We start from the raw sequence: 25,516 nt of genomic DNA, 5'->3' as shown, positions 1-25,516 counted from the left end.
ACCTCGCTGCGTTGTCGGAACGTCCGAATACATCCAGTATGCGGACGCCCCTCCGCCTTGCGATGCACCGCATCTGACGCCGCGCGCTGATCCACTGAGGATTACGGGACAGCCCTTAGCCTCGGCCGACCTCGGGATCGCGATGGGCGCCGGCACGGACGTGGCGATCGGCGCCGCCGACGTGACGCTCGTGCGCGGCGAGATCGAGGCGCTCGCCGACGCCGTACGGCTGTCCCGCGCCGCCCTCGGCACCATCCGCGCCAACCTGGTGTGGGCGTTCGGCTACAACGTCGTCACCGTGCCGCTGGCCATGGTCGGCCTGCTGAACCCGATGCTGGCCGCCGCGGCGATGTCGCTCAGCTCGGTCCTCGTCGTCGTCAACAGCCTGCGCCTGCGCACCTGGCAGCCCGCCCCCACCGCCGCCCGCCCGCACAAGCCCGGACAGCGGGCGAGGAGCACCTGGTGAACATATCCATGACCGCCCCGGTCGCACGGAGGGCCGGGAGACTGCGACAGTCGCTGCTCGCGGCAGCCGCCCCCGTGGTCGCCTGCGTGGTGGCGCTGGGCGGGCTGACCGCGTGGACGTCCCTCGGGAATGCGGGTACGCCGCCCGACCTCGCCGTCTGCCGCGCCCGCGTCTTCCTGCCGACTGGCGGCACTCCGGACACGGCCGCCTTCTTCCGCATCACCAACCAGGGTGACTCCGCGGACGAGTTGACGGAAGTGACCTCCCCCTCGATCGGAGACGGGATCGCTCTGAGCCGCCACCGGATGACGCCGGAGGGCGCGGCCTACCGTGACGTCGCCGACCGGCTTCAGGTGCCGGCGCGCGGCACGCTGGACATGAGCCCGATGTCCAGCGACGTCACCGTGGCCGCCGACCCGGACTGGCACCTGGGCGACCGGATCTCCTTCGATCTGCATTTCACGCACAGCGGCACGGTGCGCGTGCGGGCGGAAGTCGTGCGGCCCGGATCGCTCTGATCGTGAGCCGCATGCCGCCCCGCAGTTCAAGGTAGTCGGCAGGCGGTGCCCCTTGGTTCCCGGCGGGGAAAAGGAGAATCCTCACGAGTGGATGTGCGGTAATGCGCCTTTCGCGTGGGCCCGGTCCGTGCCAGCATCTTGCCTGCGGAGTGCGATGGAATTCGCCTTCCCGAGCGCACTCCGCACTCCTGTCGGCTGCCCTGATCGCCACACCCCGTCCCGGTGCGGGAGGCAGCCGGCAGGATTTCTTCCTTTCTCCGTGCATTGCGGGAACCGGAAAGCTGGACCGCCCGACTACTGGATCGGGGGATCGGCCCCCTCCCGCGGACACCGGAGGAACGCGCATGCCCGTCACCAGACCAGCAGCCGCCGTCGCGGCCGTCATCGCCCTGAGCCTCGCGGCCACGGCGTGCGGCGGATCGGCCGATGACGACACCTCGGGCGCTCGTGCGGGAGCGGCCCCCGGGGGCGCCGGCTATCCGGTGAAGGTCGAGAACTGCGGCACGGCACAGGTCTTCGACAAGGCGCCGAGCAGGGTCGTCGTCATGAACGGCGCCTCAGTCGCCGAGGTTTCGACGCTGCTGGCCCTGGGGCTCGGAGACAAGATCGTCGCGAACCAGCAGTCGTACGGCATGTCCGAGGTGCCCGGCCGCGCCGAGGCGATCAAGAAACTCCCGACCGGCGGCGTCAAGCTGAACGACGCCTTCGGCATCCCCCGCGAATCGATGATCGGGCTGCGCCCCGACCTCGTCCTGTCCACCACGTCGTACGGCTTCGACGCGAAGAACGGATTCGCGACCCGCGACGAACTCAAGAACGCGGGGGCGCGCACCTACATTTCCCCGCAGGGCTGCCACGACGAGAATTCCAAACTCACCATCGAGGACAGTTACCGGCTCCTGCGCGACATGGGCCGAATATTTCACGTACCGGACCGTGCGGAGAAAATCATCACCGCCTCCCGCAAGCACATCGCCGACGTCGCGGCGAAGGTGAAGGGCAAGAAGAAACCGAAAGTCATGATGCTGTTCACCAACATGATGATGGGCGGCAACGAATTCAGCGCGGTGGTGGCCAAGGGAATCTACAACGACATTCTCGACAAGGCAGGAGCCGCCAACGTCTTCGAGAACGCGTCGAAGACGTCGTTCGCCGACCTCAGCAAGGAGAAGGTGGCGGCCACCGACGTCGACGCGCTCGTCGTCATCGCCTACCAGGACCCGAACCCCGCGGCCTACGCCGAGAAACTGTTCAAGGAGTTCCCCCAGTGGCCGGCCGCGAAGACCAAGACGTACGTGACGGTGTCCGACTCGATCTACCTGAGCCCCGACAACGACCGGGCCGTGGAGAAAATCGCGAAGAAGCTGCACCCGGAAGCGTTCTGACCCCACCGGGCCGGCGCCGCGCGGTGCTCGCACTCGTCGTCCTGCCGTTCGTGCTGGTCGCCGTGATGCTGGCCGCCGTCAGCATCGGCGCGGTCAACGTGCCGCTGGGCGAGGTGTGGCGCATCGTCCTGCACCACGTCACCGGCATCGGCAGCCCTCCCGGTGACGGGGCCGTGGACCAGATCGTGTGGACGTTCCGCACCCCACGCGTGGTGCTCGCCGCCGTCGCGGGCGCGGGGCTCGCCCTGTCCGGCGCGGTCCTGCAGACAGTGGTCGCCAACCCGCTCGCCGACCCGTTCGTGCTCGGCTTCTCCTACGGCGCCACGCTCGGCGCGGTCCTCGTCATCACCCTGGGCGGGGGAGCGGCGCTGTTCGGAGTGGGGGTGTCGGCCGCCGCGTTCGCCGGGTCGGTCGTCGCGGGCGCCCTGGTGTTCTGGCTGGGACGTCGACGTGGCCGGATGGCGCCGACCCGGCTGATTCTGGCCGGAGTGGCGGTCGGCTACGTGTTCCTGTCGGCCACCAGCTACGTACAGCTCCAGGCCACCCCCACCGAACTGCGTACCGTGATGTTCTGGATGCTCGGCAGCGTGGCCGGTGCCCAGTGGCACCAACTGCCCGCCGTCACCACCGTCGTCATCGGCTGCACCGCCCTGCTCACCCTCTTCGGCCGCAAGCTCAACGTGCTTCTCGCCGGCGACGAGACCGCCACCTCGCTGGGCACCGACGTCAACCGGCTCCGCACCCTCCTGCTCCTGCTCAGCGCCCTGCTCACCGGCTCGGTGATCGCCGTCGCGGGCGGCATCGGCTTCGTCGGGCTGATGATCCCCCACCTGGTACGGCTCACCACCGGCGCCGACCACCGCAGACTGCTGCCGCTGTCCGCACTGCTCGGAGCGGTCTACCTCGTCCTCGTCGACCTGCTCTCGCGCACCCTGAACCGGCCGAGCGAACTCCCGCTCGGCATCCTCACCGTCCTGCTGGGCGCCCCCTTCTTCCTATGGCTGCTGCGCCGCAACAAGGGTCTGGACTGACACATATGCGCCTCACCGTCGACCGGCTCCACATCACCCTCGACCGGCACCCGATCCTCAACGGCGTCGACATTGATGCCCGGCCCGGCGAACTCGTCGGACTCGTCGGCCCCAACGGCAGCGGCAAGTCCACCCTCCTGCGTGCCGTCTACCGTTCCCTCAGGCCGGCCGAGGGAGTGGTCCGGGTCGGCGACGACGACATCTGGAAACTCAGCCCGCGCGCCGCCGCCCTGCGCACCGCCGCAGTCCTCCAGGACGGAACCGGCAGCAGCGGCGGCCTCACGGTGATCGAGACCGTCGCCCTGGGACGGGCGCCCCACCACGACCTGCTGGGACGCGACGGACCTCAGGACCAGCATGCAGTGGAGGACGCCGTGGACCGGTGTGGTGTCCGGCACCTGGCGCACCGCGACTACGCCTCACTGTCCGGTGGCGAGCGCCAACGTGTCCTGCTCGCGCGGGCCCTGGCCCAGCAGCCTCACCTGCTCGTCCTGGACGAGCTGACCAACCACCTCGACATCCGCGCCCGGTTCGAACTGCTGCAGCTGATCCGGTCCGCCGGCACGACGACGCTCGCCGTCCTGCACGACCTCGATCTCGCGGCCCGCTTCTGCGACCACCTCGTCGTGCTCGACCGGGGCGACGTCGTCGCGGCCGGGCCTGTCCTCGACGTGCTCACTCCGGCCGTACTCGCGAAGGTCTTCGGCGTGGCCGCGTCGGCACGGCGCGACGAGGACGCAGTGGTGCGGCTGACATACGCGGCGGATCCGCTGAGCGCGGACGCTCGCGTAGCGAACTAGTTTTTCCGAGGTGCTGTTCAGCGCTTGAGGGCCGTGAGCAGTACCTCGCATGCCTCGGCGGCGGTTCTGGCCGTCTCCGAACAGATACGGCAGTGCTCGCGGTGCCCGGCATGCCGGCCGCACAGGATGCGGAAAACCTCGTCGGCACCGGTGAAGTCGGGACAGTCCCGCTCGACCGCGCAGCCCAGTTCGGTGAAGACGCGGGCCGATTCCGCCACGACCGCGGCCACCGCCGGCTCCACCGGCACGGCTCCGCCCAGCTCCGGCGACCAGGCCACACGCAGCGTCCGCGGATCGGCGGCGAGGGGCGCGGCGAAGACGGCGGGGTCCTCGCCGATCGAGATCGGGCAGCGCGGATCGGACCCGGCCATCACGGACAGCAGCAGAGCGACGTCCTCGACCGTGCGAGCCGGCGGACCCTGCACGACCTGCGTGGCCCAGGGGTCAAGTTGGGTCACAGCGGCACCCGGCCGGGCGAGGGGCGCAGACCGACGACGTTGCAGAACGAGGCCGGGTTGCGGATCGACCCGCCCATGTCGCTGCCGTCGGCGAGCGGCTGCAGGCCGGCGGCGAGCGCGGCCCCCGCGCCGCCGCTGCTGCCACCGGCCGACTTCGTGCGGTCGTACGGGTTGCGCGTGGGTCCGCACAGCGGATTGAAGGTGTGCGAACCCGCCCCGAACTCCGGCACGTTGGTCTTGCCGATCGTGATCGCCCCGGCGGCGCGCATCCGCTCGATGCTGACGTCGTCGTGCTCGGGGACATGCTCGGCGAGCAGCGGCGAGCCGTGGGTGGTGCGGATGCCGGCCGTGTTGTGGGTGTCCTTGTGGGCGACCGGCAGACCGTGCAGCGGGCCCACCTCCTCGCCGCGCGAGAGACGCTCGTCGGCCGCGGCCGCCTCCTCCACGGCCCGCTCGGCCGCCAGGGAGACGATCGCGTTGATCTCGGGGTTGAGCTGCTCGATCCGCTCCAGGTGCGCGGTCACCACCTCCCGCGCGGGGACAGCTCACGGGCGCGCAGCCGCCGGGCCAGACCGGTGGCGGTGGCGTCGCAGATCTCCGGGTGCAGGGGCTGGGTCACGGCCGGACTCCCTCGGGGCTGGTTCCCAGGACACGGTCGAGGTAGGGGTTGGCGAAGACTCCGGTCGGGTCGAGCGCGTCGCGCAGGGCGACGAAGTCGTCGAAGCGCTCGTAGCGGGGCCGGAGCCGCCCGGCGTCCAGCTGGTGCATCTTGCCCCAGTGGGGACGGCCGCCGTACGTGCCGAGGATGTCCTCGCAGGCCCGGAAGTACCGGTCGTGAGGCATGCGATGGTACTGGTGGAAGGCGATGTAGCAGCTCTCGCGGCCGTACGCGGTCGACAGCCAGATGTCGTCGGGCGCGGCGAAGCGCACCTCGAACGGGAACGACACCCGCTCCTCGTGGGCGTCGATCCACCGCTTGATCTCCTTCAGCGCGTCGACGACGTGCTCGCGCGGGACGGCGAACTCCCCTTCGTGGAAACGGACGTCGCGGGGCGAGGCGAAGACGCGGTACGAGAGATCGGACCACTCCCGCGTGGACATCGCCCGTGCGGCGAAGCGCGTGATCGGGGGGACCAGGCCGGGGAACCGCGTGCCGAGCCGGTTCAGCCCTTCGAAGCCGAGGTTGCTGACGGTCTCGTCCACGCGTCGGGCGACGGCGCCGATCGGCTTCAGCGGGGCGTCGGCGGGCAGGCGGTGGAAGCGGCGGGTCAGGGCCGTCGTGCTGTGCGGGAACCAGAAGAACTCGAAGTGGTCGTTGGCGTCGGCGAGTTCGTGCACGCGGTCGAACGTCTCGGCGACCGGCATGGCGGAGTCGTGGGCGTGCAGGGCGAACAGCGGGACGCACTGGAGGGTCACCGCCGTGATGACGCCGAGGGCACCGAGGCCGACGCGCGCGGCGGCGAAGAGCTCCGGCCGCTCGGTCGGCGAGCAGGTGGCCACCGACCCGTCGGCGAGAACGAGTTCGAGCCTCCGGACCTGGGTCGCGATGCCGCCGTAGCGGGTGCCGGAGCCGTGAGTGCCGGTCGAGACGGCGCCGGAGATCGTCTGGCGGTCGATGTCGCCGAGGATCTCCATGGCGAGGCCGAGTTCGGCGAGCAGCGGGTTGAGCTTCCACAACGGCATCCCGGCGTCGACGGTGACCAGTCCGGTCTCCCGGTCGGCCGAACGCAGGCCGGACATGCGGTCGAGGCGCAGCTGCACGCCCGGGGCGACGGCGACCGGGCTGAAGGAGTGGCCGGCGCCGACGGCCTTGACGCCGAGCCCGTCCCGTACCGCGTCCTCGACGGCGGCGGCCACCTCGCCGGTGTCCGCGGGACGCACCACACGGGCCGGACGCGCCGTCTCGTTTCCCGCCCAGTTCCGCCACGTGCTCGTGCTCGTACTCGTCATGGACCGGAAGCGTGGGGTGCCGCACCCCGTCACGTCAAGAGTCTTGGACCCTTGACTTGGACGCTTGACCAAGGGATGGTGGCCGCGCCCGCAGCAGGTCCGGAGAAAGGCCCGCAGTCAATGGGAGACGTGACGTCTCAGCAGCTCACCGCATCACTCCCCGCCCACCCGGCGCGTCCCGGCACCCCGGCCGGGTTCGTGGAACTGGAACGGGCCACGGCCCATCTCCAGCCGCCGTTCGCAGTGGTCGACGTCCAGGCCCTGCGCGCCAACGCGGCGCAGCTGGCCCGCCGGGCCGACGGCAAGCCGATCCGCCTCGCCAGCAAGTCGCTGCGCTGCCGCGCGCTGATGCGCGAGGTCCTCGGACTGCCCGGATTCGGCGGCATTCTGGCCTTCACGCTCCCCGAGGCGCTGTGGCTCGCGGAGGAGCACGAGGACGTGCTGGTCGGCTACCCCACCGCCGACACGGATGCGCTCGCCCGCCTGGCCGGGGACGAGCGGCTCGCCGCGCGTGTCACGATCATGATCGACTCGCCGGAGCAGCTGGACCTCGTGGCGGCCGCTGTCGGCCCGACCGGGCCGACGATCCGCGTCTGCCTCGATGTCGACGCCTCGCTGCGACTGCTCGGCGGCCGCCTGCACCTCGGCATGCGCCGCTCGCCCACGCACGACCCGCACCAGGCCCGCGACCTGGCGCTCGCCGTCGTCGCCCGGCCGCGTCTCCGCCTGGTCGGGGTGATGTCGTACGAGGGGCAGATCGCCGGCGTCGGCGACGACCGGCCCGGCTCGCGCGCGGCCCGCACGACCGTCCGGCTGATGCGGCGGATGTCCACCCGCGAACTCCGGCACCGCCGGGCCGCCGCCGTCCGGGCCGTACGCGCGGTCGCCCCGCTGGAGTTCGTCAACGGCGGCGGCACCGGCAGCCTGGAGACCACCTCCGCGGAGCCGGCCGTCACCGAACTCGGCGCCGGGTCCGGGCTGTACGCGCCCCGGCTCTTCGACCACTACCGCGCCTTCCGGCCGCTCCCGGCGGCGTACTTCGCGCTGCCCGTCGTACGCCGCCCCGCCCCGGGCCACGTCACGGTCCTCGGCGGCGGCTGGATCGCCTCGGGCGCCCCGGGGCCCGACCGGCTGCCGGTGCCGGTGTGGCCGCAGGGGCTGCGGACGCTGCCCCGGGAGGGCGCGGGCGAAGTCCAGACACCGCTCACCGGCGCCGCCGCGGACGGACTCCGCCTGGGTGACCGGGTCTGGTTCCGGCACGCCAAGGCCGGTGAACTGTGCGAGCGGGTCGAGGAGTTGCACCTGGTCGACGGCGACCGGGTGGTGGAGGTCGTACCGACGTACCGGGGCGAACGCCACGCCTTCCTGTGATCCCCCGCGGTCGGGGTACGGTGCCCCGGCCACCCACCGCTTCGAAGGAGTGCACATGACCCGCCGCTCAGCCGAGGAACGCCGCGAGCAGCTGGTCGAGGCCGCCCTGAAGGTCATGATCCGCGACGGCGTCGCCAAGGCCACCACCCGCGCGATCGTCGGCGAGGCGGGACTCCCTCTCGGAGCCTTCCACTACTGCTTCCGCTCCAAGGAGGAGCTGCTGCACGGCGTGATCGAACGGATCATGCACCGCACCCTGCCCCCGGTCCCGGCCCCGGCGACGCGGGCGGAGGACTCGACGCCGCACGACATCATCCGCACCGCCCTCCACACCTACTGGGACCGGGTCCGCGAGCGCCCCGAGGAACACCTCGTCACCTACGAGCTCACCCAGTACGCCCTGCGCAAGCCCGGCCTCGCGGACGTCGCCCGCCGCCAGTACGCCCACTACCTCCAGGTCATGCGCGACCACCTCGATGCCATCGCCGACACGGCCGGCATCAGCTGGACCGTCGACGCCGCCGGCCTCGCCCGCTACAGCCTCGGCGTCATGGACGGCCTCACCCTCACCTGGCTCATCGACCGCGACGACCCCCAGTCCCTGGCCGCCCTCGACGAGTACGTCGACCACCTGTGCGCGGTCGCCGCGCCCGACCGGGAGGGAGCCCGCACATGACGAGTCCGAGCACGCACGCCCTCGCGCTGCTCCTGCGAACTCTCCGCGAACCCCGCCCGGCCACCGCCGCACCCGCCCACCAACGCGTCCACGCCCCGAAGACCGGCCTCACCTCCCCGGCCTGAGGTTCTGTTCGGCATGTTCTCCACCGCCACGTTTCTGATGACACGTCATGTGAAGTGCGGGGCGATTCCGGCGCCGGTCGAGCGGGGCGCCTGACCTGGGGCTTCCGGGGAAGCGGGGCGGTCGGTGCGCCTCAGGGCACGCTGAACCTGAGGGCGAGGCGGGGGCACGGGGCGTCGGGTTCGTCCTCCGGGGGCGGGCCCCATGCCGCGAGGGCGGCGGACACCGTCTGTGCGCCCGATTCCAGGTAGCAGATCATGTTGACCGGGTACCGGCTGTTGTCGAACATGTAGCGGTCCATCGGCGTCGGCTCCTCGCTGATGCGGAGTCCGCGCTCTTCCGGCGGGCCGATGCGGTGCCAGTCGGGATGCAGATGGAAGGACCCGAGCACTTCGGTTCCCTCGCGCTCCGCCTGACGGTGGATGCGCAGCAGGTCGGCGGAGGAGCACCAGAAACCACGCCGGGAGTTTCTGTAGGCGCTTCCGAAGCATGGTTCTATCGAGTGCGAAAACTCCTCCAACGCCACTGGATCGGTGGCGCGAACGTTGGTCGCGAACTCTATGGAGGTGATGGCTGCGGTGCCGTCCTCCACGGTCCCGAGGAGGAGGGCGAAACAGGATGGAGGTTCATGCGGTAAGCACTTTTCGTATTCGTCGTGAGCCGCCGAGATGAAAGACTTCAGGGAATCGAAGTCGATGGACACGGCGTGCGGATTCATGGTCACGGGTTTCATCCTCCGTCGGGAGTGCGTGCATGCTCGTCCGCGGTGCGGCGGGACGCGGTGTCCAGGCGGCGGACGTCGCTCTCGGTGAGTTCGAGGGCTGCTCCCGGAATCAACTCGGCCAATTGCTCCGGTGTCCTGCTGCTGGCGACGGGAGCGACCACATGGGGCTGCGCGCGGAGCCAGGCGAGGGCGATCACGGCGGGGGTGGTGTCGTGTTCGCCGGCGACCTCGTCCAGGGCGCGGAGCACCGCCCGGCCGCGGTCGGTCGATCCGTACGCCTGCGCCGCAGCGCTGCGCACACTCTCCGGCGCGGGCGCCCCCTGGCGGTACTTACCCGTCAGAAAACCCTGTGCCAGGGCGAAGTAGGGGACGCAGGAGACGCCCTCGCGCTCGCAGACGGGGGCCAGAGCGCTCTCGAACGCCTCCCGCTCCATCAGGTTGAAGGGCGGCTGCACGGCGACGTACGCCGCAAGACCCGATCGCTTCGAGATCGCCAGGGACTCGGCCAGCCGGGGAGCGCTGATGTTCGAGGCCCCTATGTGGCGCACCTTCCCCGCCGTCACCAGCCCGTCAAGTGCCGAGAGGGTCTCTTCCAGGGGCGTGTGGGGGTCGTCGGCGTGTGTGTAGTAGAGGTCGATGCGGTCCGTTCGAAGGCGGCGGAGAGAAGCTTCGACGGCCTGCCGGACGACCGTTGGCGAGAGCCCCGTCAGATCGCTCTTGCGACCCACCTTGGTGGCTATCACCAGGCGGTCCCGAATTCTCCGTGACGCCAGCCATTCGCCCAGGATCGATTCGGATTCACCGCCGGTGTTCGAGGGGGCCCACTGGGAGTACGAGTCCGCCGTGTCGATGAAATTCCCGCCGGTCTCCACATAGGCATCGAGAATGCGGAAGGAGGTCGGCTTGTCGGCGGTCCAGCCGAACACGCTGCCGCCGAGGCAGAAAGGAAAAACGTCCAGATCGGAATGCATGATGGCAGTCAAGGGTGCCTTCTGAGTTCTGTCGGCGCGGCGGTCCGGGCCGGACCGCCGCGCGTCGAATGTGAGGTCTTTCTGCGATGCCCTCGCGGCACCGCTGCCACGGTCCTCAGGACCCGGAACCGTCCGCGTCCCCGGCCGTGGCCCGAAGGTGTTCGGCCAGCTCCCGCAAGGTGGGATGGAGGTAGACGTCCGACCAGACGAGTGCCGGGTCGATCGCCATGATGCGCAGGGCCGTCATGGAGTCGCCGCCCAGCGAGAAGAAGTTGTCGTCCCCGCGTACGACCTCGACCCCCAGGGCCTGTCGCCACACCGCGGCGATCCGCTTCTCCCACGGGGAGGCCGGCTCGTCCGCCGGATCTCCCGGCTCCGTTCCCCGGGCGGCCTGCGGGAAGGCGGTGGGCAGGGCACTCCGGTCGACCTTGCCGTGCGGGTTCAGCGGCATCCGCGCGATTTCCACCACGGTGCTGGGAACCATGTAGGCGGGCAGTTTCCGCGCGACGTGAGCGCGTACGTCCTGCGCCTGGAGGCTCTCGCCCTCGTGCGGGACGACATGGGCGACGAGCACGGGGGTGGTCGACGCGCCGGACTCCGCGATGACCACGGCCTCCTTGACCGCCGGGTGCTCCAGGAGCGTCGTCTCGATCTCCGCCAGATCGATGCGCAGACCGTGCACCTTGACCTGGAGGTCCGCCCGGCCGAGCAGTTCGATCACTCCGTCCGCGCCGAACCGGGCGAGGTCGCCCGTCCGGTAGAGCCGCTCGTCGGTGATGTCACCGTACGACCAGGTGATGAAGCGCTCGGCGGTCAGGGCGGGCTGGTTCAGGTATTCGCGCGCCAGACCGGTCCCGGCGAGATACAACTCTCCCGTGACACCGGGCGGAACGGGCTGGAGCCGGTCGTCGAGGATGTAGGTGCGCTGGTTCGCCATGGGACGCCCGTACGGGATGCTGGTCCAGGCCGGATCCGTGGACTCCACCTCGTGGAGGGTCGAGTAGATCGATGCCTCGGTGGCTCCGCCGAGTGCGACGAACCTGAGACCGGGCGCGTGCCTGCGGACCCGGTCGGGCAGCCGCACCGGGATCCAGTCGCCGGCGAGCAGGGCGAAACGCAGCTTGCTCAGCGCGGCCCCGCGGCCGTCGCCCGCGTTCTCGACGTGCTCAAGGAGAAGTTCCAGCAGCGCGGGGGCGGTGTTCCACACCGTGATCCCGTGGTCCGTCGCGAGTTCCGCCCAGTGCCCCGGGTCCTTGGCGCGGTCGGGGGAGGGGAGGACGAGTGTGCCGCCGGCCGCGGTGATGCCGAGGTACTCGTAGACCGACATGTCGAAGGTGGGCGAGGACAGGCCCAGGACCTTGTCCCCGGGGCCCACCCCGAAGCGTGTGTTGAGGTCCGCGATGTTGTTCACCACTCCGCGGTGGCACACGGCGATCGCCTTGGGGGTGCCGGTGGATCCCGAGGTGTGGATGACGTAGCAGAGGTTCTCCGGGCCCGCCCCGGACGTCGGATTGTGCTCCGGGAGACCGGCGAGGACGGCCGCCCGCCGGTCCAGCACCACGGTGCGGCCGGGCGGCCGGACGTCGTCCGGGCCGTCGACGAGATCGCTGCTGGTGATCACCGTCCCGCACGCAGCCCCCTCGATCAGGGCCCTGAGCCGCGGCGTCGGATGCGTCGGGTCGAGCGGTACGTAGGCTCCGCCCGCCTTGAGCACGGCGAGCATGGAAACCAGGAGATCGGGGGAGTGCCGAAGGTGCAGTGCGACGCGGTCGTCCGGACCGACACCCAGGCCGCCCAGGTGGTGCGCCAGCCGGTTGGCCGCCGTGTTGACCTCCCGGTAGGAGAGCCGCGTCGCCCCCTGGATCACGGCGACCGCGTCGGGCTGCCGCTCCGCCAGGTCCTCGAACGCCTCGTGCAGGCACGCCCCGTCGTGGGGCAGCGGTGTGGCGGTGTCGTTCCATTCGACGAGGATGCGGTGGAGTTCGTCCCGCCCGAGCAGCGCGAGTTCAGCCAGTGCGTGGTCGGGGCGGGAGAGACCGTCGCCGAGCAGGGTCACGTAGTGCGTCAGCAGCCGTTCCGCGGTCGCGGCGTCGAAAAGCCTTTGGTCGTAGTGCAGTTCGACGCGCCGGGAGGGGCCCGACGGGTCGGGAAGGGCGAACTCGATCTCGTACGGGCGCTCGGCGACGTCGTCCCCGGTAGCGCCGAGGCGTACGGCGACGGTGGCCGGACCGGGCTGGTCCTCCGCAGCGACCAGGGGGCCGCGGGTGGTGTTCTCGGCCAGGGCGCGGAGGGTGGACGCACCGGTGACGGTGAAGCGGATCAGGTCTCCGGGAGCAGGCGCGCCAGCGTCGTGCAGATCGACGAGTTCCTGCCCGGAGCAGCGGTGGAGCAGTGCGGCGAATCCCGCCAGGAGGACGTTCGCGGGGGAAGTCCGGCAGGCCGACGCCAAGACGGCGACGGCGTTCTCGTACGGGGTCGGTAACTCCTTGACCGCGACTGCCCCGCACCGGGGTGTGAGCGTGCCGCGCGGCCGGTCCGTGGGGAGCTGAATGGCAGAAGAAGTCAAGTCCCTTTTCTTCCCTGATCGAGGGTGCTTCGGAGGCAGTTGAATCATCGGCCAGGAAATCGGGACAGTAGTAGCCCCGCGTCGCCCACCTCAATGTGAGGAGCCTCACAAGTGATCGACGCTCGTCGGGGGGCAACACTAAGGTCCAATCGGTGGCAATTGCGCGAGATCCACATGACGTCAACCTGCGGCGACAGTAGGGAAACGGGGGAATGGTCAGCGTGAGTGCGCGATCGGCTTCACCCTTCGACACCCTCGATGCACCGGACCTGTTACGCCGGGACGGCGAGAAGTGGGCCACCGCGGGAGCCGGAGTGCTGTCCTCCTGGGTCGCCGACATGGACTTTCCCACCGCCCCCGCAGTGCGGGAGGCACTGCGCCGGAGGGCCGAGGGGGATCTCGGCTACCCCGCCTGGTTCGACCAGTCCGGTGGCGGTCCGCTCGGGGGAGTGTTCGCCGAGAGGATGCTGCGCCGGTTCGGCGCCGAGGTGGACGAGACGCACGTGCGCATGTTCACCGACATCAACCAGGCGATGCTGGCCACCCTCCAGGTCGCCACCCGGCCCGAAGACGCCGTTCTCCTGCACACCCCCGCGTGCCCGCCGTTCGTCGAGGTCATCGAGAGGATCGGCCGTCGGCCGCTGACCGTCCCGCTGCAAGCGACCGACACCGGCTGGGAGTTCGACCCGGACCTCATGGAACGGGCGGTGGCGTCCCGTGACTCCGGACGGTGCAGGGTCCTCTTCCTGGTGAATCCGCACAACCCGACCGGCCGCGTCTTCCGGCGCGACGAACTGGAGAACCTGGCTGAACTGGCCATCAGGCACGACCTGTTGGTGATCTCCGACGAGGTGCACGCGGACCTGACCCACCCCGGCCACCGCCACATCCCGTTCGTCTCGCTGAGCGACGAGATCGCCGCGCGCACGGTGACGCTCACCTCCGGCAGCAAGGCATTCAACCTCTCGGGTGTGCGCTGCGCCGTGGCCCACGTCGGGCCGAAAGCCGTCCGGGAAGCCCTCGACGAACGGCACGGCCTGATGTTCGGACAGGTGGGCGTGCTGGGCGTCGAAGCGCTGAAGGCGGCCTGGACCCAGGGGGACGACTGGCTGGACGACGTCACCGGGGTGCTGGACCGCAACCGGCGGCGCGTGGCCGAACGCCTGCCCGAGGGCCTTCGCTACCGACTGCCGGAGGCCACGTTCCTGGCCTGGCTCGACTGCCGCGGCCTCCGCCTCCCGGACCCGGACCCCATGCCCTACTTCCGGGACGAGGCGAAGGTGCTGCTCTTCTCCGGCCCCGCCTTCGGAGCGGCCGGAAACGGCTTCGTACGGCTCAACTTCGCGACGTCCGGGCCGCTGCTCGACGAGAAGCTGGCACGCATGGGTGCCGCGTCCCGCAGGCGTCACTGATCCGATCGGGCCCGCCGTCAGGAGACCGGGCCCGGAGAACTGCCAGTCGACCGGCACCGCGATTGAGTACGGAGGGTTTGTGACCACCCATGTCATCGAAGAGGCGGGAACCGGCAGCGAGCGGACAGTGATGCACCGGGCGGGGGATTCTGCCGACTTCGAGTCGTTCCTGGAGCGATGTCGCCGGCGTCGGGCACGACTGGCCGACGATCTGGGGACGGCCCCGGCGCGGACCCGGTACTTCCCGGTGCTGGCCGTCCTCGCGCCCGTGATGACCCAGGCCGAGGGAGAGATCACCTACCCCGGCGACCCCATGGCCCTCTACGCCGCACTCAGCGTCGCCGTCCACCGGGCCGTGCACGACGCGGGTCCCCTGGAAGAAGCCACGCACTACAACGACCTCGCGCCCGAGTGGACCGCCTTCCCGTCCAAGGAGTACCGGGCCTCCGTGGGCCACGACGGACTGCGCCCGTACGGAACCGCGCCCAACACGGACCAGACGGTGTTCGATCCGCGCGTCTGGGACGAGGCGGCACGGGGCACCTGGATCCGGCTGCTGCGCGAGGTCCGGCCGGGAGTCGTCCTCATCAGCGCCGTCTCACCGGCGCACAGATATGCCCTGGAGATCGCCGCCCTGGTCAGGAGCGAGGTTCCGGACGCCTATGTCGTCCTCGGCGGCCGGCACGCCGACGAGACCGTCACGGCCGCCCCCGGGGGAAAACGACTGCTGGTCAGGCCCAGCGGCACACCGGCCGTGATCCGGGAGGGGAAGGTCCCCCCGGTGATCGACGCCGTCGTCGCCGGTGAGGCGTACCACGCGGTCGACGTACTGATGAGGGCGCTCGCCCTGGCCATGGACCTCGAACACCGACGGGTGGACCCGGCCCAGGTACTGCCCTGTCTGCAGGGGTTGCTCCACCAGGAGGGCGTCGGGCCGGGAACGTCGCTCGTCCTCCTCTCGTCGCGCGATCCGGGCGAACCCTTCCACGCCGTACCGCTCAACGGCCCCGCCCTGGACCTCGCGTCCCTTCCCGCACCGTACGAGGCCTTCGCGATCCGTTCGCACTTCCCGGTCTTCAAGGACCCGGACTCCGGCGCCGCGCTGCGCACCGCGCATTTCATGGTTTCCAACGCATGCCCGTACCGCTGCAACTTCTGTTCCGAGTCCGCCCGGGTCGGGCACGGGCTGAGGCGCTTCAGGGACGACGCGATCGGAAGGGCGATCGAGCGGATGTGCGAGTACGTGGGCTACGGCGCGAAGGCGGTCTTCTTCGACGACTCCGTGTTCTGGAGCGGACGCTACAAAGACATAACGGAATTCTGCCGGGAGCTCAGCCGCATCCGGGCCACCGACCTCGCATCCCACGATCCGCGCCTGCGGACGCACCTCACCGACGAAGACGACGTGGAGCGGCTGCGACGCCTCCGGTGGGGGGCGCAGCTGACCGTCGACACCCTGGTCGCGCTGCACTCGGGAAGGGAGTCCGACGAGATCCTCCGGCAGATGCGGGACGCCGGGTGCTCGTACGTCTACATCGGCATCGAGAGCATGTCCTCCCAGGTCATGGACGGCATCCACAAGAACCTCCGGCGCGAGGAGAGCCGCCCCTGGGGGTCCAAGGTGCGGGAGGCGGCGGCCCTCGTCAAGAAGCACGGTCTGCAGCTGGGCACCTCCGTGCTGTTCGGACTGGACGGGGAGACGCGCTCCAGCATCGACGAGACGATCCGCGAAGTGGGCCGCCTGATCGACGACGGCTTGATCGACCTGGCCAGCCCCAACATCCTCACCTACCACCCGGCAACCCCGGTCACCCGGCAACACGGCATGCACGAGCGGCTCGACTACCACTCGCCGCGCATCGACAACAGGGAGCCGTACATCTACTTCGAGGAGGCGTTCCCCGGCGTCGTCTCCGTCCTCCTCACCGAGGACGACATCTGGCACATCCACGAGGAGACCCGGGTCCAGTGGGGAGGGGCGCGCAACGACACGCCCGTCGACAGGGGACCGGCCCCGGGGGAACCGCCCGGGGAATCTCCCGGTGGGCGCACCGAACCCCTGGAGGCCGTCCATGGCTGAGAAACGGACCACCGAGTACCTCGCCGGCCCCGACGAGACGCAGGCCGCCGTCCTCGCCCCCCTGGCGCCGACCCAACGCCGCATGTGGCTGCTGGAACAGCTCAGACCTGGACGCACCGAGTACAACGTCGTCGACCTCTGGGCCGTCGACGGTCCGCTGGACACGTCGGCCCTCGAAGCGGCGGTGGGCGACGTGCTGCAGCGCCACGAAGTCCTGCGCACCACCTTCCACCTGATCGACGGCGAACCGGTGCAGCGGATCCACCCCGTGAGCGCGGTGGGGCTGGAGGTGATCCCGGGGGTACTGGAGGGGGCCGCGGCACACGAGCGCGTCGAGAGCCTCGCACGCACCCCGTTCGACCTCACCAGCGCGCCGCTCGTGCGCTGGACGCTCCTGCGCACGGGAACCGACACCCATCTCCTCCAACTCGTCGTGCACCACCTCGTCGTCGACGGATGGTCGCTGGAGATCCTGCTGAGCGACCTGTCCGCCTGCTACGCCGCACGGCTGCGGGGCGCGGAGCCCCGGCTGCCCGCAGTGCCCACGCCGTACCGGACGTACGCACTGCGACGCACCGATCCGAAGGTCCTGGAGGAACAGACCGCTTTCTGGAAGGAACTCCTCCGCGACCTGCCACCACCCCCGGCGCTGCCCCCGGCCGCCCCGGGCACACCGTCCGGCGCCCTCCGCGAGTCCCTTCCCGTCGACCCGGCGCTGGTCCGGCAGGTCAAGGAGCTCGCCAAGGCGGAACGCGTCACGGTGAGCGCCGTCTGGCTCGCCTGTTTCGCCGTCGTCCTCGGGCGTTGGGGAGGGACCCGGGACGTGGTCCTGGGAACCCCGCTCAGCGGCCGGACCGGCGCGGACCTCCTCCAGACCGTCGGTTTCTTCATCTCGACGGCCGTGCTGCGCCTGAGGCTCCCGGAAGCCGAGTCCGGCCGCGAGACGCTCAGACGCGCACACGAGATGCTGATCGGTGCCCAGCTGCACCAGGAAGTGCCGTTCGACGACGTCGTCGCCGCCGTACGGCCGACACGGGACGCGGACCTCGCCGCGCCGTTCTCGGCGTGGTTCAACGTGCTCGGCTATCCGACCCATCGGCTCCGCCTCGGGACCGCGACCGCGCGGCGCCTGCCGGCCCCGGTCGCCGGTGTGCCCTTCGGCGTGTCCCTCTACGTGGACCAGCGCGACGAGGACGCCGTACGACTGGACCTCGTGCACGACCCCGCATTCCTGGAACGCCCCTACGCGTCGGCCCTGTTGACGCAGATGCTGGCGGTGGCACGCTCCTTCGCCGACGACGTGTCCGTACACCTCGACGCCCTCGACCTCGACGGGGGACGGCACGGGGCCCCGGAGACTCCCGCGCCCGTGCCCGTCCGGGACGGCATGCTCGACAGGCTCCGCCGCCACCCCGCCGGGAATCCGGCCGTCACCGACCACGAGGACAGCTGGACCTACGCGGACCTGCTCGCGGCCTCGGCCGGTGTCGCCCGGCGGCTCGGGGACGCGGGCCTGGCCCCCGGAGACCTCGTGGAGATCGAGGAGGCCCCCGGACGGCACCTCGCCGCGGCGGTGCTGGGCGTCTGGGAGAGCGGCGGGGTCTTCCTCGTCATGGACCCGAACCACCCCGCGCCCTGGCGGGCGAGGCTGAGGGAGAAGGCGCAGCCGCGCTTCGTCCTGCGGTGCACCGGCGACGGAGTGTCCGTCGAGGAACCGGGGCCCGGTGCACGGGCGCCGCACCACCGCGTCGGCGGCGGCCCCCACCCGGACGCGGGACGCCCGCTCTACCTGCTCCCCACTTCGGGCACGACGCGCGAACCGCGGCTGGTGCTCGGTGCCGAGCGGCCTCTTCTCGCCTACCTGGAGTGGTGGTCGTCGCGGTACAGGATCGGTCCGGGGGACCGGTTCTGCGCACTGTCCGGGCTGTCGCACGATCCGCTCCTGCGCGACATGCTGCTTCCGCTGTGGAACGGGGGAGTGCTGACGGTGCCACCGCTCGGGCACCGGGTGGACCCCGCCCGCACCGCACAGTGGCTGGCGGACCACCGCGTCTCGGTGGTCCACGCGACGCCGATGGTCGGGCGGCTGATCGCGCAGGCCGCGCGGCGCGAGGGTGCGGCGCTGGACCACGCCCGGCTGGTCTGCTTCGGCGGCGACGTCCTCACCGACGAGACGGTCACCGCCTGGCGCGCCGTCGCCCCGTCCGCGCGGATCGTGTCCGTCTACGGGACCACCGAGACGCCCCAGGCCGCGAGTTGCCACGACCTGCCGCCCGGCGCACCCGGCCGCGACCGGCACGAGACCCCCCTCGGGCACGGTGCCGTCGAGGCGCGTCTCGACGTCCGCACGGCAGGGGGCCTGCGGGCCGCCTGCGGTGAACTGGGTGAAATCGTCGTCCGTAGCCCCCTTCTGACGATGGGTTACCTGGACGACGAAGCCGCCGCCGCACAGGTCTACGAGAGCGACCGGGGGGACGCCCCCGGCCGGACCGTCTTCCGCACCGGGGACGTCGGCCGCCGCCTCGCCGACGGTTCGGTGGCGTTCGCCGGCCGCGGCGACGCCATGGTGAAGTCCCGCGGGCACCGCGTCTCGCCAGCCCACCTCGCCGCCGAGCTGCGCGCTCTTGCGGGAGTGGCGGATGCGGCGGTGGTACCGCGTGACGGGGGAACGACGGGCGCACGGCTGATCGCGTACGTGGTCCCCGAGGCCGGTACCGCGACGGAACCGCAGGACGTTCTGCAGCGGCTGGCGCGGCTCCTGCCGAGCGGCCACCTGCCCGACGACGTGTGCTTGCTGGCTGCCCTGCCCCTCACCCCCAACGGGAAGCTGGACGCCCGGCGGCTGCCGGCCCCCGGCGTGCGCACGGGCGGGCCCGGTGCCGCGGCCCCGAGCGGCCGGGCGGCGGCCCCGAAGGGCACGGGGACCCACGCCGAGCCGCGCCGTGGGGACCTGGAACGGACCATCGCGGGCGTCTGGCAGGAGATCCTGCGCCTCCCGGCGGTCGGGACCGACGACAACTTCTTCGACCTCGGCGGCACCTCCGCGGCCGCTGTACGGCTCCGCATCCGGCTGGAGGAGGAACTCGGCCGGGAGCTGCCGCCCCTGCTGGTGTTCCAGAGCTCCACGGTCCGGCGGATGGCGGGCCGGCTGTCGGGGCCGCCCGCAGCGCCCAGGGAAAGCCCGTTCACGCCACCGGCACGCCGCACGAGCGCTCGCGAACTGCGGCGCGCCGCCAGGGCGGCCATCAACTCCGAAGGGGGCCACCGATGAACCGGAACCGAGCCGTGCCGACGGCGGCGCGGAGCAAATGGATCAAGGAACCCGTCCCCCGGCCCGGCACACGACGTCCACGGCTGCTCTGCTTCCCGTTCGCGGGCGGCGGCGCGACCGCCTTCCGTACCTGGCCGGCACTCCTGGAGGACGTCGCGGACGTCCATGCCGTACGGCTTCCGGGACGGGAGGAACGACACGGGGAACCGCCGGTCACCGACCTCGACGCGCTGGCCCGTGAGGTCGCGGACGCCGTCTCCGACTGGTGCCTGCCCCCCTACGCCCTCTACGGCCACAGCATGGGGGCGCGACTCGCGTACCGGGTCGCCCACGCCCTGGCGGAGCGGGGACTTCCCATGCCGGGGCTCCTCGTCGTCGCGGCCCACCAGGCACCGCACCAGCCCGCACCGCGGCCACTGATGCACTCCCTGCCCCGCGAGGAACTCGTCCGGAGAATCAGGGAGTTCGGGGCCACCCCCCAGGTCCTGCTGGACAACCCGGAGATGCTCGACTTCTTCCTGCCCGTCATCCGTGCGGACTTCGCGCTGAGCGAGGCGGCAAAGGAGCAGGAAGCCCGCCCCCTGGACGTGCCGATCCTCGCGCTCGGAGGGGAGGACGACGCGCCGGTCGGCATGAACGAACTGAACGCCTGGTCCCTGCACACGACGGCGGCCTTCCGGGTACGCCGGTTCGCGGGGGGACACTTCTTCCAGTTCTCGAGCGAGGAGCAGCTGATGGAGCTGCTCCGGGAGGAGCTGGAAGATCTCGGGGACGGGCGGGACGAGGGCTTTTGACGTGCCGGAAGCAAAGTGCCGTCAGCGACCGGCACGGTCCTTTGCGAGCTGATGTGCGACGGCCTCGACGAGTCCCGGCACGGCGTCGCCGAGGAGGAAGTGGCCACCGCGTACGGACCGGGTGGTGAAACGGCCCTCGGTGAGACGCGCCCACTCGTCCTCGCTGCCCTCGCCGAGAACGCGGTCGTCGTCGCCCCTGACGGCGAGGACCGGAGCCTTGATCCGGCCGAAGTCGTCGGCGCTCCAGGTCTCGAACGCCTGGAAGTCGGCCCGGATCGCGTTCTCGGTGAGCTCGAAGATCGATCGGCCGTACCGGCCGTCGTCCATGGCACCGGTGGCGACCAGCGAGGCGTACAGCTCGTCGGACGGCAGTTCGTGCGTGAGCCGTCCGGCCGTCACCCGGCCCGGCACCGGCGCGCTGGCCGTGATCAGCCGGACGACCTCGCACTCCTGCGCCTCCTCCAGGAGTTGCGCGACCCGGAAGGCCACCGGCCCTCCGAAGCAGTGCCCGAACAGGGCCACGGGACCGGTGTGGCCTGCGAGTTCGGCGGCGATGTGCCGGGCGACGTGTTCCATCGAGGTGAGGAGGGGCTCCCGCAGCCGGCTCTCCCGGCCGGGCAGCCGCACCCCGACGACCGAGATCCAGTCGGGGACCAGCTCGCTCCAGAGCCGGAAGGGCGCGGCGCCGGCGCCGGCGTGGGCGATGCACAGAAGGCGCAGTCCCGGGGGACCGGGGTCCGGCGAGCCGAAGTTCACCAGCACCGAACGGGGGCGCGGGGCGGTCATCGCACGAGTCCGTAGAGGTCCCGCACCACCCGGCTCTCCAGGCGTCCGGGCCCCAGTCCCTGGAACGACTCGTTCGTCGCCAGGTGGCACACGACGAGCCCGCGCTCCACGTCGCCCACGGCGATGCCGCAGTTGGAGCCGGTGTGTCCCACGACGCGGGAGCCGCGAGGCGCGCCGAAGAGGACGGAGTCGACGCAGGCTCCGAGTCCCCAGGAGATGTCCAGGTCGCCGAAGTAGCCGTCCACCAGCCCACTTCGGTGGGCGGTCGTGATGATCTCCAGGGCCTCGGGCCGCAGCACCCGCTGGCCGTTCGCCTCTCCGCCCCGGACCAGGCATTCCACCAGACGCGCCAGCTCGTGGGCCGGCCCGTGCGCGCCGACGCTCGGGTGCTGTGCGAGGAACGAGGAGGGAGTGGGGTCGGGGACTTCGCCGCCCTCTTCGGCCGGGTCCTCGTCCCAGCCGTACAGGGGGAGCGGGACCAGGTCGGCCGGGGTGCCGAACAGCGTATGGGTCAGCCCCAGGGGCGACAGGAAGTTCCGGTGCACGTACTGCTCATGGGTGACCCCCGACAGACGGCCGACCCATTCGGCGACCACGACCCAGGAACCGACGGGGCTGTACCGGGCCCGGGAGCCGGGCGGGGCGGAGAGCGAGGTCTCGCACAACGCGGCGAGGGCCTTCTCGTGGTCGGTCGTGTAGAACGGTGCCTCGCTGTCGATCGCGTACGGCACGGCGTGCGACATCAGCTGCGCGATCGTGACGTCGTGCTTTCCGTTCCGGGCGAATTCGGGGACCACCTCCGCGACCGGCGTCCGGGGGCTCATCCCGTGTTCGTCCAGCAGCCGGGCCACGGCCATCGCACCGAGCAGCTTCGTCGAACAGATCCACGGGACGGCGTCGTTCCGGAGCAGGGGCGTTCCCGGGGACGATTCCCCGAACACCTCGTCGACAACCGTCTCGCCGTCCACGGAGGCGTAGAGCTGCACACCCAGGTGGCGATCGTTCGCGATGGCCGACCGAATGCGGTCGATCGCACGGTCAACAGGGTTCATCTGTCATCTCCCGATGGGGAATTGGATCGGTGGGAATGCTGGGCACCGGTCGGGCGGGTCACCCCGACAGCTCGATGGTTCCTCGGCGGCGCTCGCTCGTCACCGCGTGTTTGAGGAGAAGAATCCCGATCAGCAGCCAGAAGCCGCCCACCGCGATTTCCCGTACGAGAGAGGGGAGGACATCGCTCCGGCCGCCGGAGTCCAGGACCGTGCGCAGCGCATGGAGTCCGTGGGTGAGCGGAAGGAAATCCGTGACCGCGCTCACGGCCCCGGGCCAGTAATCCACCGGAACGTTCACACCGCAGAACGTCATGAGGGACAGATAAGCGAGGTTCAGGGCGAGGAACTGCAGTGCGGGGAAGCGCATGACGACAGCGCCGATGGCAATCCCCAGCGCATAGGCCGACGCTCCCGTCACCAGCATGAGGAAAGGTACGAGGAGCAGGCCGGGGAAAGGCAGTCGGATTTCGAAGACCAGGGCTGCGACGAACAGGGCCGCCGTACTGCTGACGACACCGGTGACGAGGCAGTAGATGCCGCGTCCCAGGTAGGTGAGCGCATAGTCGGCGGGCGCCGCCACCTGGAGGGCGAGAGTCCCCAGTGCGCGTTCCCGCACCGTGGAGGTGATGACGGCGAGAGCCTCGATGCACACGATGGCGGTGGCGTTTCCGATGACCATGTACCGGATGCGCTCCGGGGACTGGACCAGCAGCCCCATGCTGCCGAAGAAGATCACCTGGGCCACGAGGCGGAGAAACCAGCCGAACACCCAGGCGCGCCAGGTGTAGAACGTCGAGAACTCGCGGAACCCGATGCGTGCCGCAGTGGTGAAGACGCCGCCCCACTCAGAAATCAGTCTCATTCCGTCCCCGCGATTCCATGGGCCCGTGCGCGATGCATGAAGCGGTTCACCACGAGGAATCCGAGCCCGAAGGAGACGCCTCCCAGCAGGCACAGCGCTCCCAGCCGCAGTCCGAAGTCCTCGATCGGTGCCGGATCCGTCGCCGAACGCAGGAGGTCGGCGCTCCAGTAGAGGTAGATGAACCAGCTGGCCGGTCTGATCCACAACGGCAGGAACGTCACGGGAACCAGCACGCCGCCCAGGACGTAGAACGGGTATCCGAGGGCGTTGGCGAAGCGCTTCGCGGACCGGGCGGTCACGAAGGCCCCCGCCATCACCGTCGCCGTGCCCGCCGTGGCGAGCGCGGTGACCAGGAGCGTCAGCAGGATGTGCCACGGGTGCGCGGTGGGCAGTGAGATGCCGAAGAACACCCGGGCGGTGAGCAGCGCCTCGGCGAAGGCGAGGAGACCGGCCACGGAGACGACGAGGATCCGGCCCGTGAGCATGAGCGAGAGGTTGGCGGGCGACGCGGTGAAGAGCTCCAGCATGCCTTCCTCGCGGTCGTCGTCGATGATCGACCCGGCGAGATCGAGGGAGACCAGCCACAGGGCCATCAGCGTGGGGGCGATCACCGCGTAGGGGGCGAGGTCCGCGCGGTCCGCCGCCTTGAACGAGGACAGGAAGATGGCCGAGAAGAACGGGATCGTGGTGAAGACCAGGAGGTGTCCCGCGTTTCTCCGGAAGAGGCGGAGCTGGATCCTTGTCCCGGCGAGGAGTTCGTTCATACCGAGAGCCCTCGGTCTCCCACCACGGCCACGTACACGTCCTCCAGGCTCGGCAGGCTGGTGCGCAGCACGGTGACCCCGCCCGAGACGAGAAGCTCCAGGACCGGCCGTACCGTTCCCGGGGAGTCCGTGTTGATCTGGATCCAGTCGTTCGGGTGCGTGTCGATCGAGGCGACACCGTCGAGCCGGCCGATCTTCTCGCGCAGGTCGGCCGGGACGTGCTGCGCCTCCACCCGCTCGAATGCGGTGATCCACCGGCCGATGGTGTCGGGACTGGCCGTACCGACGACCCGGCCGTGGTCGATCAGGGTGATGCGGTCGCAGACCGCCTCCGCCTCGCGCATGTCGTGGGTGGTGAGCAGGATCGTCCGGCCGTCCCTGCGCAGGTCGTGCACCAGAGTGCGGAATTCCCGTGCTGCCACGGGGTCCATGCCCACGGTCGGCTCGTCCAGGAAGAGGACCTCGGGGTCTCCCACCAGCCCGCGTGCCAGATGAAGGCGCTGCTTCATGCCGCGCGACATGTGGTCCGCCAGTGTGTCCGCGTGTTCGCCCAGTCCTATGCGTTCGAGAAGGTCTGCTGTGCGGGCTTTCCGGCCGTTCCTGGAAAGGCCGTGGAGCGCTGCCCAGTAGTCGAGGTTCTCGCGGGCGGTGAGCCGGCCGTAGAGTCCGCGCTCCCCGCCGAAGACGATGCCGATCCGGCGGCGGACCTCGGCGGTTTCGGTGGCCACGTCGTGGCCCAGGACACGGGCCTGTCCGGAGGTCGGCAGCAGGACCGTCGAGAGGATTTTGATGAGGGTGCTTTTCCCGGCTCCGTTCGGCCCCAGGATGCCCCTCACCTCACCGGGTTCGATGTGCAGGTCGATGCCGTGCAGCGCCGTGAAGGACTTCTTCTCCGAGGAGCGGGTGACACCGGTCCGGGATTTTCTGATGTAGGTCCGGGTTAATTCCTGGACATCAATGGCGTGATTCATGTCTGGCCTCCCGCGTCAGATGGCTGCGCAACGACCTCGACGAGCAACCCGATTTCAGGCCATTCGAAGACGGTTCGCAGACTCGCTGTCACGCCGAAAGTCTCTTCAATCCAGGTGCTGAGATGAGCCGCGTTCACCGATGTGAGGCCGAGATCGAACAAATCGTCATTCTCTTCGACCGGCTTTCCGATCAGGGCTTCCACCTGCTCCGTGATGAGCTGCCGAATCTCCGCCTCGCCGAATTCAGGCCGCATCGCGCCAGGAGATCATGGGCGGATGGGAAGGGTCAAGTCGCTTGGCAGGTACGGTTCTTCGCTGTCACGGCGGTGTGGGCGATGCCCGATGGGTCCGGCTTGTCTCGGTTTTCGGAAGTGATCCGGATCTCTCTTTCGATATCTCTGGACTGCGACAGTCCCGGCTGCGTACTTTGGCTCAGGGGTGCTTGATCGTCTGGGTGCCCGAACACCTCCGTCCGTTTGTGAGGA

23 protein-coding genes and 1 pseudogene are annotated in these 25,516 nt (G+C 70.4%); 12 read left to right on the top strand and 12 right to left on the bottom strand.

The genetic code is table 11. The features are described 5' to 3' along the window. Positions 1 to 115: 115 nt before the first annotated feature. The 5 genes and pseudogenes from ACWCXX_RS31160 to ACWCXX_RS31140 form a co-directional block, all read left to right on the top strand. Positions 116 to 466 (top strand): annotated as a pseudogene (locus ACWCXX_RS31160) (heavy metal translocating P-type ATPase); the annotation flags it as partial. Next, complete coding sequence (locus ACWCXX_RS31155; RefSeq protein ID WP_451133071.1) at positions 463 to 984, top strand: copper chaperone PCu(A)C; 522 nt, start codon at positions 463 to 465, stop codon at positions 982 to 984. The pseudogene ACWCXX_RS31160 and the gene ACWCXX_RS31155, both read left to right, overlap by 4 nt. Before the next feature lie 344 nt (positions 985 to 1,328). Beyond that, a complete protein-coding gene (locus tag ACWCXX_RS31150; RefSeq protein ID WP_451133069.1) occupies positions 1,329 to 2,369 on the top strand; it encodes an ABC transporter substrate-binding protein in 1,041 nt (346 codons plus the stop codon). Positions 2,370 to 2,434: 65 nt separating this feature from the next. After that, positions 2,435 to 3,400: a FecCD family ABC transporter permease gene (locus tag ACWCXX_RS31145; protein WP_451133075.1), complete on the top strand. Its 966-nt coding sequence runs from the start codon at positions 2,435 to 2,437 to the stop codon at positions 3,398 to 3,400. A gap of 5 nt (positions 3,401 to 3,405) precedes the next feature. Then, entirely contained in the window at positions 3,406 to 4,200 is a 795-nt protein-coding gene (locus ACWCXX_RS31140; RefSeq protein WP_451133067.1) for an ABC transporter ATP-binding protein, read from the top strand. 17 nt (positions 4,201 to 4,217) lie between these two features. On the opposite strand, the gene ACWCXX_RS31135 is transcribed toward ACWCXX_RS31140, so the two are convergent. The 3 genes from ACWCXX_RS31135 to ACWCXX_RS31125 all read right to left on the bottom strand — a co-directional run bounded on the left by ACWCXX_RS31135 (position 4,218) and on the right by ACWCXX_RS31125 (position 6,608). Next, positions 4,218 to 4,658 carry an amidase family protein gene (locus ACWCXX_RS31135; protein WP_451133065.1) on the bottom strand — a complete coding sequence of 147 codons (441 nt, stop codon included), beginning with the start codon at positions 4,656 to 4,658 and terminating at the stop codon, positions 4,218 to 4,220. Then, a complete protein-coding gene (locus ACWCXX_RS31130) occupies positions 4,655 to 5,182 on the bottom strand; it encodes an amidase family protein (RefSeq protein WP_451133063.1) in 528 nt (175 codons plus the stop codon). Before ACWCXX_RS31130 ends, ACWCXX_RS31135 begins: the two co-directional genes overlap by 4 nt. A gap of 91 nt (positions 5,183 to 5,273) precedes the next feature. Beyond that, a complete protein-coding gene (locus tag ACWCXX_RS31125) occupies positions 5,274 to 6,608 on the bottom strand; it encodes a D-arabinono-1,4-lactone oxidase (RefSeq protein ID WP_451133061.1) in 1,335 nt (444 codons plus the stop codon). A 198-nt stretch (positions 6,609 to 6,806) separates the two neighbouring features. Between ACWCXX_RS31125 and ACWCXX_RS31120 the strand changes: the two genes are divergently transcribed. From ACWCXX_RS31120 to ACWCXX_RS31110, 3 genes are read left to right on the top strand one after another with little or no spacing between them, the layout of a single operon-like run. Then, entirely contained in the window at positions 6,807 to 7,979 is a 1,173-nt protein-coding gene (locus ACWCXX_RS31120) for an amino acid deaminase/aldolase (protein WP_451133073.1), read from the top strand. Between the two features lie 55 nt (positions 7,980 to 8,034). Then, complete coding sequence (locus ACWCXX_RS31115) at positions 8,035 to 8,655, top strand: TetR/AcrR family transcriptional regulator (RefSeq protein ID WP_451133059.1); 621 nt, start codon at positions 8,035 to 8,037, stop codon at positions 8,653 to 8,655. Continuing rightward, on the top strand, positions 8,652 to 8,780 hold the full coding sequence (locus tag ACWCXX_RS31110; RefSeq protein WP_451133057.1) for a hypothetical protein: 129 nt from the start codon (positions 8,652 to 8,654) through the stop codon (positions 8,778 to 8,780). Before ACWCXX_RS31115 ends, ACWCXX_RS31110 begins: the two co-directional genes overlap by 4 nt. 131 nt (positions 8,781 to 8,911) lie before the next feature. Here ACWCXX_RS31110 and ACWCXX_RS31105 read toward each other — a convergent pair whose 3' ends face one another. From ACWCXX_RS31105 to ACWCXX_RS31095, 3 genes are all read right to left on the bottom strand, one after another. After that, positions 8,912 to 9,502, bottom strand: a complete 591-nt coding sequence (locus ACWCXX_RS31105) for a hypothetical protein (protein WP_451133055.1) — start codon at positions 9,500 to 9,502, stop codon at positions 8,912 to 8,914. A gap of 5 nt (positions 9,503 to 9,507) precedes the next feature. After that, positions 9,508 to 10,473 (bottom strand): aldo/keto reductase, encoded by a 966-nt coding sequence (locus tag ACWCXX_RS31100; RefSeq protein ID WP_451133053.1) that lies wholly within the window; start codon positions 10,471 to 10,473, stop codon positions 9,508 to 9,510. Between the two features lie 115 nt (positions 10,474 to 10,588). Continuing rightward, positions 10,589 to 13,039 (bottom strand): non-ribosomal peptide synthetase, encoded by a 2,451-nt coding sequence (locus ACWCXX_RS31095; protein WP_451133051.1) that lies wholly within the window; start codon positions 13,037 to 13,039, stop codon positions 10,589 to 10,591. Positions 13,040 to 13,251: 212 nt separating this feature from the next. Here ACWCXX_RS31095 and ACWCXX_RS31090 point away from each other — a divergent pair, with 212 nt between their 5' ends. The 4 genes from ACWCXX_RS31090 (at position 13,252) to ACWCXX_RS31075 (ending at position 20,596) form a co-directional block, all read left to right on the top strand. Further along, complete coding sequence (locus ACWCXX_RS31090) at positions 13,252 to 14,451, top strand: MalY/PatB family protein (protein WP_451133049.1); 1,200 nt, start codon at positions 13,252 to 13,254, stop codon at positions 14,449 to 14,451. Between the two features lie 79 nt (positions 14,452 to 14,530). Beyond that, positions 14,531 to 16,531: a B12-binding domain-containing radical SAM protein gene (locus ACWCXX_RS31085; protein WP_451133047.1), complete on the top strand. Its 2,001-nt coding sequence runs from the start codon at positions 14,531 to 14,533 to the stop codon at positions 16,529 to 16,531. After that, positions 16,524 to 19,802, top strand: coding sequence for a condensation domain-containing protein (locus tag ACWCXX_RS31080; protein ID WP_451133045.1), 3,279 nt, complete (start codon positions 16,524 to 16,526; stop codon positions 19,800 to 19,802). The genes ACWCXX_RS31085 and ACWCXX_RS31080 overlap by 8 nt, the downstream gene beginning before the upstream one ends. Further along, positions 19,799 to 20,596: a thioesterase II family protein gene (locus tag ACWCXX_RS31075; protein WP_451133043.1), complete on the top strand. Its 798-nt coding sequence runs from the start codon at positions 19,799 to 19,801 to the stop codon at positions 20,594 to 20,596. Before ACWCXX_RS31080 ends, ACWCXX_RS31075 begins: the two co-directional genes overlap by 4 nt. Before the next feature lie 21 nt (positions 20,597 to 20,617). Here the strand turns inward: ACWCXX_RS31075 and ACWCXX_RS31070 are convergent, their stop codons facing one another. The 6 genes from ACWCXX_RS31070 to ACWCXX_RS31045 are packed head-to-tail and all read right to left on the bottom strand — an operon-like array spanning position 20,618 to position 25,285. Further along, on the bottom strand, positions 20,618 to 21,382 hold the full coding sequence (locus ACWCXX_RS31070; RefSeq protein ID WP_451133041.1) for a thioesterase II family protein: 765 nt from the start codon (positions 21,380 to 21,382) through the stop codon (positions 20,618 to 20,620). Beyond that, positions 21,379 to 22,434, bottom strand: a complete 1,056-nt coding sequence (locus ACWCXX_RS31065) for a serine hydrolase domain-containing protein (protein ID WP_451133039.1) — start codon at positions 22,432 to 22,434, stop codon at positions 21,379 to 21,381. The genes ACWCXX_RS31070 and ACWCXX_RS31065 overlap by 4 nt, the downstream gene beginning before the upstream one ends. 58 nt (positions 22,435 to 22,492) lie before the next feature. Beyond that, positions 22,493 to 23,296, bottom strand: coding sequence for an ABC transporter permease (locus ACWCXX_RS31060; RefSeq protein WP_451133037.1), 804 nt, complete (start codon positions 23,294 to 23,296; stop codon positions 22,493 to 22,495). After that, the gene (locus tag ACWCXX_RS31055) at positions 23,293 to 24,060 is read right to left on the bottom strand and encodes an ABC transporter permease (RefSeq protein WP_451133035.1); all 768 of its coding nucleotides are present in this window, start codon (positions 24,058 to 24,060) and stop codon (positions 23,293 to 23,295) included. The genes ACWCXX_RS31060 and ACWCXX_RS31055 overlap by 4 nt, the downstream gene beginning before the upstream one ends. Next, positions 24,057 to 25,031, bottom strand: a complete 975-nt coding sequence (locus ACWCXX_RS31050) for an ABC transporter ATP-binding protein (protein WP_451133033.1) — start codon at positions 25,029 to 25,031, stop codon at positions 24,057 to 24,059. Before ACWCXX_RS31050 ends, ACWCXX_RS31055 begins: the two co-directional genes overlap by 4 nt. Further along, positions 25,028 to 25,285, bottom strand: a complete 258-nt coding sequence (locus tag ACWCXX_RS31045; RefSeq protein ID WP_451133031.1) for an acyl carrier protein — start codon at positions 25,283 to 25,285, stop codon at positions 25,028 to 25,030. Before ACWCXX_RS31045 ends, ACWCXX_RS31050 begins: the two co-directional genes overlap by 4 nt. Positions 25,286 to 25,516: the final 231 nt, after the last annotated feature.

The sequence above is a fragment of the Streptomyces sp. NPDC001732 genome, from assembly GCF_053596315.1.
Note: the sequence above shows the minus strand (reverse complement) of the source record. Positions and strands in the feature narration are given on the sequence as shown.